The 14,562-nt window shown below is 66.2% G+C and carries 17 protein-coding genes and 1 pseudogene; 14 read left to right on the top strand and 4 right to left on the bottom strand.

What is annotated here, in order from left to right; translation table 11 throughout:
* Position 1: 1 nt before the first annotated feature.
* From AWB81_RS20485 to AWB81_RS20445, 9 genes are all read left to right on the top strand, one after another.
* The gene (locus AWB81_RS20485) at positions 2-343 is read left to right on the top strand and encodes a hypothetical protein (protein ID WP_062638378.1); all 342 of its coding nucleotides are present in this window, start codon (positions 2-4) and stop codon (positions 341-343) included.
* Positions 344-799: 456 nt separating this feature from the next.
* Positions 800-2,041, top strand: coding sequence for a bacteriohopanetetrol glucosamine biosynthesis glycosyltransferase HpnI (gene hpnI / locus AWB81_RS20480; protein ID WP_062638377.1), 1,242 nt, complete (start codon positions 800-802; stop codon positions 2,039-2,041).
* A 99-nt stretch (positions 2,042-2,140) separates the two neighbouring features.
* Positions 2,141-2,983 carry a hopanoid biosynthesis-associated protein HpnK gene (hpnK, locus tag AWB81_RS20475; RefSeq protein ID WP_062638432.1) on the top strand — a complete coding sequence of 281 codons (843 nt, stop codon included), beginning with the start codon at positions 2,141-2,143 and terminating at the stop codon, positions 2,981-2,983.
* Between the two features lie 205 nt (positions 2,984-3,188).
* Positions 3,189-3,785, top strand: coding sequence for a phosphatase PAP2 family protein (locus AWB81_RS20470; RefSeq protein ID WP_062638376.1), 597 nt, complete (start codon positions 3,189-3,191; stop codon positions 3,783-3,785).
* 61 nt (positions 3,786-3,846) lie between these two features.
* A complete protein-coding gene (locus AWB81_RS20465; protein ID WP_062638431.1) occupies positions 3,847-4,509 on the top strand; it encodes a response regulator transcription factor in 663 nt (220 codons plus the stop codon).
* A 169-nt stretch (positions 4,510-4,678) separates the two neighbouring features.
* The gene (locus AWB81_RS20460; RefSeq protein WP_062638375.1) at positions 4,679-4,864 is read left to right on the top strand and encodes a hypothetical protein; all 186 of its coding nucleotides are present in this window, start codon (positions 4,679-4,681) and stop codon (positions 4,862-4,864) included.
* Between the two features lie 7 nt (positions 4,865-4,871).
* Positions 4,872-5,057 carry a DUF6726 family protein gene (locus tag AWB81_RS20455; protein WP_062638374.1) on the top strand — a complete coding sequence of 62 codons (186 nt, stop codon included), beginning with the start codon at positions 4,872-4,874 and terminating at the stop codon, positions 5,055-5,057.
* Between the two features lie 12 nt (positions 5,058-5,069).
* On the top strand, positions 5,070-5,702 hold the full coding sequence (locus AWB81_RS20450) for a hypothetical protein (protein ID WP_062638373.1): 633 nt from the start codon (positions 5,070-5,072) through the stop codon (positions 5,700-5,702).
* 29 nt (positions 5,703-5,731) lie between these two features.
* Entirely contained in the window at positions 5,732-6,403 is a 672-nt protein-coding gene (locus AWB81_RS20445) for a flagellar basal body L-ring protein FlgH (protein WP_087135088.1), read from the top strand.
* Positions 6,404-7,131: 728 nt separating this feature from the next.
* Here AWB81_RS20445 and AWB81_RS20440 read toward each other — a convergent pair.
* A pseudogene (locus AWB81_RS20440) lies at positions 7,132-7,883 on the bottom strand (response regulator).
* Between the two features lie 269 nt (positions 7,884-8,152).
* On the opposite strand from AWB81_RS20440, the gene AWB81_RS20435 reads away from it, so the two are divergent.
* From AWB81_RS20435 to AWB81_RS46895, 4 genes are all read left to right on the top strand, one after another.
* The gene (locus tag AWB81_RS20435; protein ID WP_062638372.1) at positions 8,153-8,887 is read left to right on the top strand and encodes a response regulator; all 735 of its coding nucleotides are present in this window, start codon (positions 8,153-8,155) and stop codon (positions 8,885-8,887) included.
* Positions 8,884-10,206, top strand: coding sequence for an ATP-binding protein (locus AWB81_RS20430; protein WP_062638371.1), 1,323 nt, complete (start codon positions 8,884-8,886; stop codon positions 10,204-10,206). Before AWB81_RS20435 ends, AWB81_RS20430 begins: the two co-directional genes overlap by 4 nt.
* A gap of 62 nt (positions 10,207-10,268) precedes the next feature.
* A complete protein-coding gene (locus AWB81_RS20425; RefSeq protein WP_235025844.1) occupies positions 10,269-10,964 on the top strand; it encodes a tyrosine-protein phosphatase in 696 nt (231 codons plus the stop codon).
* The gene (locus tag AWB81_RS46895) at positions 10,921-11,187 is read left to right on the top strand and encodes a tyrosine-protein phosphatase (protein WP_374730500.1); all 267 of its coding nucleotides are present in this window, start codon (positions 10,921-10,923) and stop codon (positions 11,185-11,187) included. Before AWB81_RS20425 ends, AWB81_RS46895 begins: the two co-directional genes overlap by 44 nt.
* A 203-nt stretch (positions 11,188-11,390) precedes the next feature.
* Here AWB81_RS46895 and AWB81_RS20420 read toward each other — a convergent pair whose 3' ends face one another.
* The 3 genes from AWB81_RS20420 to AWB81_RS20410 all read right to left on the bottom strand — a co-directional run bounded on the left by AWB81_RS20420 (position 11,391) and on the right by AWB81_RS20410 (position 14,129).
* Positions 11,391-11,924, bottom strand: coding sequence for a hypothetical protein (locus AWB81_RS20420; protein WP_062638429.1), 534 nt, complete (start codon positions 11,922-11,924; stop codon positions 11,391-11,393).
* A gap of 20 nt (positions 11,925-11,944) precedes the next feature.
* Positions 11,945-12,427: a hypothetical protein gene (locus tag AWB81_RS20415; RefSeq protein WP_062638370.1), complete on the bottom strand. Its 483-nt coding sequence runs from the start codon at positions 12,425-12,427 to the stop codon at positions 11,945-11,947.
* A gap of 217 nt (positions 12,428-12,644) precedes the next feature.
* A complete protein-coding gene (locus tag AWB81_RS20410; RefSeq protein ID WP_062638369.1) occupies positions 12,645-14,129 on the bottom strand; it encodes a SulP family inorganic anion transporter in 1,485 nt (494 codons plus the stop codon).
* Between the two features lie 192 nt (positions 14,130-14,321).
* Between AWB81_RS20410 and AWB81_RS20405 the strand changes: the two genes are divergently transcribed.
* On the top strand, positions 14,322-14,543 hold the full coding sequence (locus AWB81_RS20405) for an FmdB family zinc ribbon protein (protein WP_062638368.1): 222 nt from the start codon (positions 14,322-14,324) through the stop codon (positions 14,541-14,543).
* Positions 14,544-14,562 lie beyond the last annotated feature (19 nt).

Here is a 14,562-nt window from a genome sequence, read left to right as displayed (position 1 = left end):
CATGCAAGTGCTCACTTCCGTCGCGATCCGCGCGAACCTGGTGCTGTTCGCGCTCGCGGTGGCGCTGTCGGATGCCGTGTGCCTGATCGTGGCCGCGCTCCTCGGCCGGTCAGACTACATGAGCCTGCCTGCCGCGCGGATTGCCGCGCTGGGCGGCGCGGCGGTAATCGCGATGCTCGTCAGGCGCCGGGCGCGCCGTGCGTTCGATGCTGCCGAATCGTCGCGTCAACTCGCGAGTCACGAGCCTGTCATCGCCTCGACGTGCAGCCAGGACTGGCTTGTGCAACTGCACATCGAACTGAACCGGAGTGCGGCGCAAAGTAAGGCGGCCGCCAAGGGATAGGGGCTTTCCCTCACGGCGGTTCAATCGGAGTGTGGCCTAAGTCTGATCTAAGTCTGATCTAAGTCTGGCCGGTCAGAGTAGATTCCGCGGAGGCGCTTTGTCTTCGACGACGCGCTTCGAAGCGACACCCCCACGCGGACGGCCACGGCCTCGGAATCGTGACCGTTCTCTTCAGCCCGGCGAAAGCCGGGCTTTTTTTTGTCTGCACACGGCGTTGCCCGGAGTGCATTGCGGTTGTGCGCTTAAGTGTTCCTTAAGCATGGGCGAGGCAGCCTTTCGACTTTGCGAAATCCGCGCCATGTGCCGCGGCCTCGCGACCGTGGCAATGCAGCGCTGTCACGAAGTCCGACCAAACCGCAATGCAAGGGGAGCCGCCGTGATCGACAGCATGCCGACAGCAACGCTCGCAGTCAGTCGTAAGCAGAAGAATGCGGATCCGGCGAGGCGGAAAGCTTCATGATGGCGCCGTCGCTGCCCTTCGCGGAATGGGTGCTCATCGGCCTGTGCTGCATCGCGACCTGCTACGTGGCCGTAGCGTCGCTCGTGCGTCCCGCCGTGCGCGAAACCGTCGGCGGGACCCGTGAAGCGCTTCGCCTGTCGAGGACCGCAGCGATCAGCGTGCTCAAGCCGCTGTGCGGCGCCGAACCGCGCCTCGTGCAAAACCTCGAGACCTTCTGCGTGCAGACCCATCCGTCGTATCAACTGCTGTTTGGCGTGGCGTCGGCGAGCGATCCGGCCGTGGCGGTCGTCGCGCGCCTGCGAAGCGCCTATCCGCATCTCGACATCCAGCTCGTGGTCGATGGCTCGCATCACGGCAGCAACCGCAAGGTCGGCAACCTCATCAACCTTGCGGCACACGCGCGGCACAACCTGCTCGTCATCGCCGACAGCGACATCGCCGTCGAGCCCGACTATCTCACGCGCGTCACCGCGCCGCTTTTCGAGCGCGAGGTCGGCATCGTCACGTGCCTCTATCGGGCGCGGCGCGTCGGCGGCTTCTGGGCGCGGATCGGCGCGCTCTTCATCGACGAATGGTTCGTGCCCTCGGTCCACATTGCGCACGCGGCGGGTTCGCGCAGTTTCGGCTTCGGCGCGACGCTCGCGCTCACACGCGACACGCTCGCGGCGAGCGGCGGCTTTCACGCGCTGCGCGACTGTCTTGCCGACGACTACCGCCTCGCCGAACGCGTGCGCGACCTGGGCCTCGCGGTCGTGCTCTCCGACGTGGTGGTCGCGACCGACGTGACCGAACGCGACTTCGCTTCGCTCTGGCGCCGCGAGACGCGCTGGCTGCGCACGATCCGCTCCGTCAATCCGATCGGCTTCGCGTTCCTGTTCGTCACGTTCACATCGCCGTGGCTCGTCGCGAGCGGCCTGCTCGGCGTCGGCATCGATGCGAGCGGCGGCAATATCGAGCATTCGTACGTCGACACGATCGTTGACCTCAGCACGTCGCTCGGCCTGAGCGCGCGTCTTCTGCTGCACTGGCGCAGCGCGCGCAGCTGGCGCGGCTTCTGGCGCGACCTGCCGCTCCTGCCGCTGCGCGACGCCCTTCTCTGGCTGCAATGGTTCGCGGCTGCGTTCGGCAGCAGCGTGTCATGGCGCGGTGCGCGCGTGCCGGTCGACAGCGCGCGCACCGCGAGCAAGCCGCATTTGCGCCCCGACCCAGACGCGTCCGACCTTCCGGATAGCCGATGAATCCCTTCTCACCACAAAGAGTTCCGTCATGAAGACACTGTTCCTGCAGGTTCCGTCGTTCGAGTTCTTCCGCTTCACGCGCACGCACGAGGCGTGAGCGTGCGCGGCGTGATCGTCACCGCCGACGACTTCGGCCTGCACGCGCGGGTGAACGAAGCGGTCGTGCTCGCGCATCGCGACGGTGTGCTGTCCGCCGCGAGCCTGATGGTCGGCGCACCCGCCGCGCAAGGCGCGATCGCGTGCGCGCACGAGTTGCCGAGACTGCGTGTCGGCTTGCACATCGTCCTCGCGGACGGCCGCGCGACGCTGCCGCATCGCGCGATTCCCGATCTCGTCGACCGCGAGGGCCGCTTCGGCTCGTCAATGGCGCTGGACGGTCTGCGCTTCTTCTGCCTGCCGCGTGTGCGCGCGCAACTCGCGGCGGAAATCCGCGCGCAGTTCGAAACCTTCGCCGCGACCGGCCTCGCGCTCGATCACGTCAACACGCACAAGCATTTTCATCTGCATCCGACCGTGCTTGCGCTCATTCTCGAGATCGGCCGCGAGTTCGGCATGCGTGCGATGCGCCTGCCAAACGAACTCCACGGCTCGATCGGTCTGCGTCCGTGGATCGCACTCGCGAAAGCGCGCATGGCGCGCGCGGGCATCGACCATAACGATCGTGTCGCCGGCCTTTCACTGACTGGCCGCATGGACGAGGCCGCGTTGCTCGCGGTGCTCGCGCAGCAACCGGATGGCGTGCTGGAGATCTACTGCCATCCGGCGAGCCCCGGCACGGGCGAACTCACGTCGTCGATGCGCGGCTACCGGCACGCCGACGAACTCGCGGCCCTGCGCTCGCCGGCGGTCGCGGAGGCGCTCGCCGCGAGCGGCGCAATGCAGGGCGGTTTCGCCGACATCTTCGGCCACAAGGCGCGCGCCGCCGCGCGTGTGCCGGCATGAGCCATGCGTCTCATGCCGGCACACGCGCGGCGGATATGCGAAATCACCTGGGGGTGCATCGCCATCGCCGCATGGCGGGCGGTCAAGGCGCGCGGTCTTCGCGAACCCGCCGCGATCCCGCGCCGCATGCCGCTCTGAAGCTTCCTCGGTATCCGCTAAGTCTTCCTCGTTACGGTCGCAAATAAATATCCGCATCTGGACGCTCATGGAATCACTCAATCAATCGCTGTTCCTCCTGATCAACGCGCCGGCCCATCCGAACCCCTATGCAGTGACAGCCGCGTTCGTGTTCGCCGACTACGCGATCTGGCTCGTGCCGCTCGGGCTCGTCATCGGCTGGCTGCGCGGCAACGACTCATTGCGGCGCGGTCTGATCGAAGCGAGCGCTGCGGCGCTCGCTGCCCTGTTCTTTGCGCAGATCGTCGTGCTGCTTTGGCCTCATCCGCGACCGTTCATGATCGGGCTCGGCACCTACCTGATGCCGCACATCGCGGACCCCTCGCTGCCGAGCGACCATCTCACGTTCCTCTGCGCCGTGGCAGCGAGTCTCATGCTGCATGCCCGCACGCGCCGAGCCGGCGCCCTGCTTGGGCTCCTCGGCCTGCCGATCGCGTGGTCGCGCATCTATCTCGGCGTGCATTTCCCCTTTGACATGGTCGGCGCGGCGCTCGTCGCGAGCGCGGCCGCGGGGCTCGCGGCGGCCACCGGGCGCTGGTTCGCAGAGCCGGTGCTGCGCGTGGCGACGGCCATTTACCGGCCGGTATTTGCGCCGCTCATCCGGCGCGGATGGGTGTCGCGATGACGCGCTCGCAACCGGTGCGCTATTCTCGGGCGTGGCGATCATGAACAAGCGGAGCGGCGCGATGAGGGTATTGCTGGTCGAGGACGACCTGATGATCGGAGAGGCCGTGGCGAGCGTGCTGAGGGACGCGAGCTACGCTGTCGACTGGGTTTGCGACGGACAGACCGCGCTCGCGAGCATCGAGACGCAGGTGTACGACGTGGTACTGCTCGACCTCGGCTTGCCGAAGCGTGACGGTCTCGACGTGCTGCATACGGTGCGCGCTTCGATGAATCCGGTGCCGCTCGTCGTGATCACGGCGCGCGACACGGTGGAAGACCGCGTGCGCGGCCTCGACGGCGGCGCCGACGATTACGTGCTCAAGCCGTTCGAGATGACCGAGTTGCTCGCACGCATGCGCGCGGTGATGCGGCGGCGCGGCGGGCAGGCGGCGCCCGTTATGACGAACGGCGCGCTCTCGCTCGATCCGGCGACGCGCGAGGCGATTGTCGACGGTCAGGCCACGCGGCTCTCCGGCCGCGAGTTCTCGCTCCTGCAGGCGCTCATGATCCGGCCCGGCGCGATCCTCTCGCGCGCCGAACTCGAAGACCGCATCTACGGTTGGAACGAGGAAGTGGAGAGCAACGCGGTCGAATTCATCATCTATTCGCTGCGCAAGAAACTGGGCAGCGACGCGATCAGGAACGTGCGCGGCGTGGGCTGGATGGTGTCGAAGGAGGGGTGAGGCGCCCGTCTGTTTCACCATCTCTCACATGCGGTAACGGCAAGTAAGAACCCCCGGAAACCGCGCGTTTCTCGCACCATCGGCAAGACGGTCCCTACGTGAAGATTCATGCATCGAAGACGCCACCGCGCGCTTCGATCCAGTCGACAACTCTTCACGGAACATCGCCATGACCGTCAGCAATCCGATCGGCAACCACGCGCCGCAATCGACCGCGCGCACCCTGCCTCTTCAGCGCAACTCCGGCACGTCCGGCGCGGCATCGACGCAATCGACAAAGACGCCCGCCACTCCGGCGACACCCAGCCGCTCGCTGCCTTCGCATCTCGGCACGACCATCGACACCACGGCCTGATCCGCCGATGCTCGCCCGATATACCTTTCGCGCCGCGCTCGGCGGCGCCCTGATCGCCTGCACGCTGACGCTCGACGGTTGCGCGCTCGCCGCCCTTCCCTGCCGGCTGACATCCGCGACGCTGAAGATTGTTCCCGTGGTCGGCCATGCGGCAGCGTCGCCGTTCGACGTCTGCGCGAACGCCATCGACTGAGCGTGTGAATCCATGTTCGCCTTCAACACGACTCTCATCGCCTGCGCGTTCGCTGCCTGCACGCTCATGCCGTCGGTGGCTGCCGCGCAGAAGCCGTACGAATTTCGCGGCCTGCCGCTCGGCATCTCCATCGACGCATTCCGCAGCCACGAGGCCGCGCGCGCGACGCCCGCGGGAAGCGTCGCGATCTGCGAGACCGACTCCGAAGCCGCCGCGCTCGGCATGAGCCTGCGTAATGCGGAAAGCCTGTCGATCGCGTGCAAGTGGGCGCATCGCGCCGACGACGGCTGGCATGCGTGGCAAGCGGTGGTCGACGGCACGCCGGCGCGCGATCACATCCTGCGTTTTCTCGCGATGCCGGGCGAGGCCTCGCCGCGGCTCTATCGCATGTCGTTCGTCGTCGATGCCGCCGTGTTCGCCGATCTCACCGATGCGCTCACGTCGAAGTACGGCGCGAGCCGCATCGAGCGCGAACACGGCGCATCGAAGCGCGTGTGGGAGAACGCCTCCAGTTCGATCACGCTGGATACGAACGGTGTCGCCACGGCGGGCCGCGTGATCTATCGCCTGAAGGATCACGAAGCGTACCTGCGCGACGTGATGAACCGATGGCGCTCCGCCACCGCATCGCTGAGTGCGCCATGACCTCGCGACCGAACCTCATTCTCACCGACATGATCCGATGCAACCGAATCCTCGTCCTTTGCGCGTCCCTTGCGGCGAGCGCCTGCACGTCTTCGCCGCCACGCTCCATCGTCGAGATGCCGACGTTCGCGCCGGTGGTCGCGCAGCCGGTCAACGTGAACACGCAGGGCGCGATCTTTCAGGCGAGCAGCTCGCTCTCGCTCTATGAAACGCCGCGTGCGCAGCGCGTCGGCGACGTGCTGACCATCCGGCTCTCGGAGAACTACGAAGGCAGCAGTTCCGCCGACGCCGCCGCGAGTCGCGCGAGCAGCATCAGCGCGGAAGCCGCCGACAAGTCGACTGGCGCGGCGGCGCGGCTCGCGCGCCTGTTCAACATCGGCTCGGCGAACACGACGTTCAAGGGCGAGGGCAACACGAAGAACGTGAGCGCGATGAACGGGACTCTCGCGGTGTCGGTGATCGGCACGCTGCCGAGCGGCAACCTGATCGTCGCTGGAGACAAGGTCATCGCGATGAGTGGCAACAACGACCGCCTGCGACTCTCGGGCATCGTGAACCCGAAGGACATCGAGGCGGGCAATTATGTGCCGTCGAACAAGGTCGCCAATGCGCGCATCGAGCAGGCAGGCGTCGGCATGCTTGCCGATTCCACTACGATGGGCTGGCTGCAGCGGCTCTTTCTGAGCGTGCTGACTTTTTAGCTGGCGCGCGGTTGTACGTGGCGCTTGGGGCGGTTGGTCTGCAACACCGTTTGATGTTTCTGGGCTTCTATGGAACTTGCTTTCTTATCGGTCTATTAGCTCTGCCCCTGTCCGGGGCGGGACTTACTTTCTTTGCTGCTGCAAAGAAAGTAAGCAAAGAAAGCAGCTAGGGGGCCAACGGTATTAGGACGTGACCACCCTAGCAGTACCGAGTGGCCCAGCCCCTAAGTGTCGCCCTCAAACGACCACCGGGCTTGGCGCGCGCACGCACTGACACCTCTGAGTCTCTCACGGAGCGGTATGCGCTCCGTTCCGGTCCGTCCGCGCTTCGCTCGGACGACGGGCACAACCGAAAACCAGCGGATTGCAAGCTCGACCGCGACCCTCAACCGCACGACTAATGCACCTTTCGTCCAGCGAAGCGAAAACGGATGAATGACTGCTGTGCCAACTTGTTCACTGCGCGATGACACAGTGCGTGCCGCGCACCAAGCCCCTCGGTCTTTTGAGGGCGACACTTAGGCGCTGGGCCACTCGGTATTGCTGGTGCGTTGCCGTCCTAAGACTGCTGCCTGAAAAAGCTGCTTTCTTTGGTTACTTTCTTTGCAGCAGCAAAGAAAGTGACTGCCGCCCCGCACAGGGGCAGAGCTAATAGACCACAAAGAAAACAAGTTCCATAGAAGCCCAGAAACATCAAACGGTGTGAACACCCCCCAATGCATGCCCCATCAGCATGCCCCCCGCACGATGCGCTCAGCGGCACCCGTCTCACCGTGGGGCACAAAGATGTACCCCTGACCCCACACGGTCTGCACATACCGCGGCTCCGACGGATCGGTTTCGAGCAGCCGCCGCAGCCGCCAGATCGAGACGTCGAGACTCCGGTCGCGATACGAGCCTGCCTGCCCGCGCAGCTTCTCGTTCAGTTGCGATCGCGTGAGCACCACCATCTCGTTCTTCACGAAGATCTTGAGCGTGGCAAACTCGCCGGAACGCAGCGGCACCCGCTCGCCTGCGCGGCGCAATTCGCGCGCAGCGAAGTCCACTTCGAATGGTCCGAAGCGATACGGCGGACGATTCTCCGGCGCGCCCGGCACAGCCGCATGTCGGCGCCGCATCACCGATCGAATCCGCGCCACCAGTTCGCGCGGATCGAACGGCTTCGCGAGGTAGTCGTCGGCACCCAGTTCCAGTCCGATCACGCGATCGACCACATCAGCGCGCGCGCGGTCAGAAAAATCACGGGGATATCCTCGCCGCCGTCGCGCAACTCGCGCAACTCGCGCAACGCGCTGATACCATCGCGCTCGGGCATCATCACGTCCAGCACGACAAGGGACGGCCGCTCGGCTTCAATGCGGCGCTTGAGGCCCGCGCCATCATGCAGCACGGACACCGCGAAGCCGTGGGATTGCAGGTATTCGCGAACGAGGTCGCGCACCACGGGGTCGTCATCGACGATCAGCACTTGTTGAGTCATGCGATTCATTTTAAGACGCATCGCGATCTTTCCGCGATAGCGAGTCGCTTTCCGATTCTTACTGCGCCCGTCTCGCCTCGCGTGCATGCGCGCACACGCCGGCACCCGCGCCACGCGGGCCGGCCGTAGTTTTTACCGCCTGAGACAAGTGCTATTTTCGTCGCCGGACGAAGCGCGCAAGCTCTTTCCACAAGACTCCGTAAGATTCGGTAATGCGTTCCCCGCCGCCAAACGTCATCAATTTCGAGATGCGGTAATAAAATTTCGGGATGACTACATCGGTTCTGATCGTCGACGACGACCCCGTGGTGCGCGACCTGCTGTGCCGCTTCCTGAGAACACGCGGCTTCGACGTGTCGGTTCTGCACGACGGCCGCGGCCTGCGCCGGCGGCTCGAACTCGAGCGGCCGTCCATCGTCGTGCTCGACATCATGATGCCGGACACGGACGGGTTGCAGACGCTGCGTCAGTTACGCGCCGCCGGCGACGACATCCCCGTGATCTTCGTCACCGCGTGCGGCAGCGTGACCGACAAGGTGAGCGGCCTCGAAGCCGGTGCGGACGACTATCTCGCGAAACCCTTCGATCCGCGCGAGCTGCTCGCGCGGATCGAAACGGTGCTGCGCCGCCGCGCGCCCGTCGCGAGCAAGCCGGAGCCCCGCGCGCGCGAGCGGTTCGGCCGCTTCGAAGTCGACTTCGTGACGCGCTCGCTGATGGCAGGCGACGAGCGCATGCCATTGCGCGACAGCGAGTTCGCGTTGCTGAAGGTGTTCATCAAGCACCCGTACAAGGTGCTCTCGCGCGTGCTGATTCACAATCTGGTACACAGCGACGACCTCGCGTTTCGCGACCGCGGGCTGGATGTGCCCATCTGGCGCCTGCGCCGCATCGTCGAGGACGATCCGTCGAATCCGCGCCACATCCAGACGGTGCGCGGCCAGGGCTATGTGTTCGTGCCGGACGCCGACGGCGCCGCCTTCGTCACGGACGCGCCATCCCGATGAACCTGCGAAAGTCCCTGTGCCGCCCGTTCAATTCGCTGTTCGGGCGGATGGCGCTGATCTCCGTGACCGTGCTCGTCGTGGTGCAGGCGGGCTGGTTCACGATCCTCGCGATCGAGCGTCCGCTGCACGATGCCGATGGTTATGCGCGCGGCCTGTTGCTCGTGATCGAGGCGGCCAACAGCGACGCGACGCTCGGCGGCCGCCTCTCGCGCGCGATGCGCGTCCATCTCGTGCCGGTGTGGAACATGCCCGCATCGGTCGAGTTGCGCGATCCCGCGAAGACGCCGCTCGCGCCGCTCGCACGCCAGCTCGCGGGCGACCTGCCGCCGGGCACGCAGCTCGCGGTCGACGGCGGCAAGGAACACCAGCCGCGCCTCTGGGTGCGCTATCCGACGAGCAGCAACTGGATCGTCACGCCGATCGACCTGCCGCCGGCACCGCCCTTCATGATGGAATCGATCGCGATGCTCGTCGGCGCCGTGATCCTCTCGCTCTTCGCGACGTGGCAGTTGCAGCGGCCGCTGTCGCGCGTCGCGCAGGCGGCCCGCCGCTTCGGCGCGGGCGAACGGCCGATGCCGGTCGGCGAGAACGGGCCGCGCGAATTGCGCGACCTGATCGGCGCCTTCAACCAGATGATGCGCACGATCAGCGACGCCGATGACGACAAGGCCGTGATGCTCGCGGGCATCGCGCACGACCTGAAGGCGCCGCTGACCAGGCTCAAGCTGCGCACGAGCATGCTCGTCGACGACGACGCCGAGCGCAGTCACTTCATGCGCGACATCGACTCGCTCACGCGCATCGTCCAGCAATTCCTTGAGTTCGCGGCGCGCTCGCCCTCGCACGGACCGGAAGTCGGCGTCGATGCGTTTCTCGCCGAGCAGTTCTCGTTGCCGGAGGACAGCGACGCGACGCTCTTCGCGCTAACGCTCGAAGCGGGCGATGCGTTTCGCCTGCCGCGCACGTTCATCGACCGGCTGATGACGAATCTCGTCGACAACGCGCTCGAACACGGCGAGCCGCCGGTCGAAATCCGCACCGCGCGGCGCGCGGGCGAATGGATCGTCGAAGTGCGCGATCACGGGCCGGGCATTCCCGCGGACCGCATCGAGGAAGCGCTGAAGCCGTTCGTGCGGCTCGATCCGGCACGCAGTGGCGACGGTCATTGCGGGCTCGGCCTTGCCATCGTGGGCCGGCTTGCGGGCGAGCATGGCGGCCGCTGCGAAGTGCGGAACGCGGCGGGCGGCGGACTGCTCGTGCGCATCGCGATGCCCGCCACCACCGCGCGCCATGAAGCGCCCGTGCCCGAGCTGGCCTGAAGCGATTGCGTGATGCGATTGCCTGAAGCGATTGCCGATCCGATAACAACATCGATCAACACATGCTCCCACTTTTCCTGCGCGACGCACCGCTTACGCGCCGCGCCTTCCTGCGCGGCGGCACCCGTTCCGCGCTCGCATCCGCGGTGGCCGGCGGCTTCGGCACGAGCCTGCTCGCGGCATGCGGCGGTGCGAACGACAACACGCAGGCAATCGACACGCCGCGTCTCGCTTCGGTCGAAAACTTCCGCGACCTCGCAGGCGATGCGGACGGCTATCCCACCGCCGATGGCCGTCGCCTGCGGCGCGGCGTGTTCTATCGCTCGGGCACGCTCGCGCCCGACGACAACGATGCCGCCACGCTGAACCGCCTGCAGATCCAGGCGGTTCACAACCTGCGCACGCTGAACGAGGCATCGCTCGCGCCGGACCGCGTGCCTTCCGGCGCGACGCGCGATCTCGCCGACATCGCACCGTTCGACTTCGCTTCAGCCGCGCCCGCCAGCGCAGCCGCCGCCAGCGCATGGATGACCGAGGCGCAGCGCCGTCTCGTGATCGATGCCACCGCGCGTGCGCATCTCGGTGTCGTCTTCACGCGCCTCGCCAACACGGCGGGGCCGCAGATCATTCACGGCGGGGCCGCAGATCATTCACGGCGCGACCGGCAAGGACCGCACCGGATGGGCCGCCGCGCTGTTGCTTGCGATCGCGGGCGTGCCGCTCGACGTGATCGTCCAGGACTATCTGCTGACCAATAGCGTCGCGGCCGCGGCGATCCAGTTGCGCATCGATGCGCATGCGGCACGCATCGGCACCGATACAGCCAACGTCGCGCCGCTCTTTCGCGCGCAAAGCGCAACGCTCGAAGCCGCGTTCGATCAGATGCAGCAGAGCTTCGGCACGCTGACGGACTATCTGGTGAAAGGCCTCGCCATCGCGCAGGCGGACATCGAGATGCTGCGGGCGAGACTCGTGCTCTGAAGAACAGAAACGCCGCGCAGATAAAAAGACGGCCCGTCCCGGGAAGACCCGGGCGGACCGAAGAGGGATCGATATTGAAGCAACAACGAGGGGAAGATAGCAGCGCCTGCGCGCTGCCACTGGCCGAAGTAAGGCTCGGGAAGGAAGCGGCGAAACAAGCGGGGAAGCAAGCCTCGAAGCAAGGCCGGTAAGCGCGCGGCCTGCTAGTCCGCCCGCGCGACCACCATCTTGTCGACGAGCGCAGCGAGCTTCTGGCGCGCGCTCGCGAAGCGGTCGACGTTCAGTCCACGCGTCTGGTAGCGCGCCGTCACCAGAATCTGGCCTTGCTTGACAAGCGTGAGGTCGATGGCGGCGAGATACGAGGTCGGTTCGTCGCTGAACGCGCGGCGGTCCCAGTCGGTGGTCGCGGCATACACGAGCATGGCTTCGCAGCCGGGCGGCGACGTGCCCGGGTTGTAGACCATCGAGTTCACGCCGCGCCGCTGCAACGCGAGTTGCAAGGTCGGCACGAAGTCGCTCGCGTTGACGGTCTGGTTCAGTTCGATGCAGACCGAGCGCAGCGTCGCGGGCGTGCCCGTGACAAACGATGGCGACGAATAGTTCGATGCCACCGTGAAGCCCGCCTGCACGAGCGAGCCGGCGGCATCGGCGGCCGAGATGAGCGTCCACGCGCAGCCCGAGAGCAGGTTTGCGCCCACGATCGACACACACGCCGCCGCGAACTTCGCACGATTCATCGGACGCATCGCCGGGAACTTCAGCGCACGACGCGAAGGCGAAGCGCGTTCGGGCCGTCGATCGTCGCCGTCAGCGCGACAGGGCGCGCGGCGCGGGTGCCGCCTTCGTCGTTCGCGTGAATCACGAAGTGCTGGCGAGTCGCCGTGTTGACGTCGTGCCTCACGTCCGGAAAACACGCGGCGATATCGGCACCGAGTTCCTGCAGCGGATCGGCGACGATACCGTCCGCGCCCCAGTGCGCCTGCCAGCGGCAATCGTAGGCATGCGCGCTCGCGCGGCAGGTGCCCTGTCCGGGCGCGCCGGCGGGCATCAGCGGATGCGCGGCGTCGAGCGTGCTGAAGGACTTCGCCGCGACGATTGCCTTGAGCGCGGTGCACACGTCCGGAAGGTCTTCTGCGAATGCGTGCATCGGCGTGGCGAGCGCCAGGAAAGCGACGGGGGCAACGGCGAGCGCGCTCTTGAGCGCGGCGAAACGGGAACGGATACGAAGACGTGCTTGCATGGCTTGACGGTGCGTTTATCGAGGGTTGGCTCACATGGCGCAATCGATTGATCGCGCATCGTCATGTTCGGGCACACTCGCACGGTGCAAAGCGGCAAGCAACGTTCGTGTTCGCGAAGTCCTTTCGAGGTGTTATCGGCTATTGCAGCAGCTTTCGCTCAGCGCGCCGCCGCCGCGAGGAAGCGGGCTCGCATCGGCCCTTACGCACGCGACGCGCTCAATCGAGCGCGAGCCCCACGCGGGCGCGTTGCAGCATCCGCTGGCAGCGCACGGACAGGTTCGTGAGCGTCAACTGCTTGCCGGCCTTTTCATAACGCTCGTTGATGGCTTCGACCGCCGCGATGGCGGAGTGATCGGCGAAACGCAGGTGACTGCAATCGATCGTCACGTGCTGCGGATCGTTCAGCGGATCGAACAGGCCCTGAAAATGCGCGCTCGATGCGAAGAAGAGCGTGCCATGCGGAACGTAGGTCCTCCCGCCCGGCTCGTCTTTCGTGTCGCTGCGGATTTCGCCCGCGTGCTGCCAGGCGAAATTCAGAGCCGCGATCACGACGCCGCACAGGACCGCGATCGCCAGGTCGGTGAACACCGTGATCGTCGTGACGGCAACGATCACGAGCGCATCATTGCGCGGCACCTTGTTCAACGCGCGCAGCGAACCCCAGGCGAACGTCTGCTGCGCCACGACGAACATCACGCCGACGAGCGCCGCGAGCGGAATGCGCTCGATCAGCGGCGAGAAGAACAGGATGAAGAGCAGGATCATCACGCCGCTCGTCACGCCGGACAGGCGCGAGCGTCCGCCGGAACTCAGGTTGATCATCGTCTGGCCGATCATCGCGCAGCCGCCCATCGCGCCGAACAAACCCGACACGACATTGGCGGCGCCGAGCGCGATGCATTCACGGTTCGGCTGGCCGCGGGTTTCGGTCAGCTCGTCGGTGAGGTTGAGGGTGAGCAGCGTTTCCAGTAGTCCGACGACCGACATCAGCACCGCGTAGGGCAGCACGATGGAGAGCGTCTCGAGGTTGAAAGGCACGGTCGGGATCGCGAATGTCGGCAGGCCGCCCGCGATGTGCGCCATGTCGCCGAGCGTTCGCGCCGGCAGGTGCAGCAGTTGCGCGAACACGCCGACGCCCACGATCGCGACGAGCGCGGGCGGCACCGCCTTCGTGAGGCGCGGCAGCAGGTAGACGATGCACATCGTCAGCGCGACGAGGCCGCACATCAGCCAGAGCGCGTCGCCGTGAAGCCAGGCGACGCCGGCGGGCGTCGTCTCCTTGAAGTGCTCGAGTTGCGCCATCGCGATGATGATCGCGAGGCCGTTCACGAAGCCGAGCATCACGGGATGCGGCACCATGCGGATCAGCTTGCCGAGCCGCAGCAGTCCGAACAGGATCATCAGCGCGCCGCCGAGGAGGACGGTCGCGAGCAGATATTGCACGCCGTGCTGCACGACCAGCGCGACGATGACCACCGCCATCGATCCGGCCGCGCCCGAAATCATGCCCGGACGGCCGCCGAAGAGCGCCGCGATCGTGCAGATGAAGAATGCGCCGTAAAGGCCCATCAGCGGGTTCAGTTGCGCGACGAGCGCGAAGGCGATGCACTCGGGAACCAGCGCGAACGCGGACGTGAGGCCCGCGAGCACATTGCTGCGCAGGTCCGAAAACCGGCCGGTTTCGGCGGTGAGAACTTCCATGAGATGTCCGGGAACTGTTGAGGCGAAGCGGGGAATGCGAAGGACTGGCGTCGCGAGGGGAACCACACGGCGACGCGATAAATCGACTGCGAAGGAGCGGATTTTACATGAGTCGCTTATTGCGCGCTGACGGCGGATCGCCCGGCGCCGCGCGTATCATCGAGCATTCGCTTGTCTTTTTGCTCCAACACCATGCCAGTCTACGATTACGAGTGCACCGACTGCGGCGCTTTCGAAGCGGTTCGCCGCATCGCCGAACGCGACGATCCGGCCCTCTGTCCACGATGCGGAACGGCTGCGACGCGCGTCGTGATCGGCGCGCCGACGGTTGCAGGCGACTCGTCACGCACGCAGGATGAATCCGCGGGCAGCTACGGGATGAGCCATCGGGGCGGGTGCTTGTGCTGCGGATGAAGCCAAATGCAGCGGGGAC

The organism is Caballeronia arationis (genome assembly GCF_001544975.2).
Lineage (GTDB): Bacteria > Pseudomonadota > Gammaproteobacteria > Burkholderiales > Burkholderiaceae > Caballeronia > Caballeronia arationis.
The sequence above is the reverse complement of the archived record's forward strand: the minus strand, read 5'-3'. Positions and strand labels throughout refer to the sequence as shown.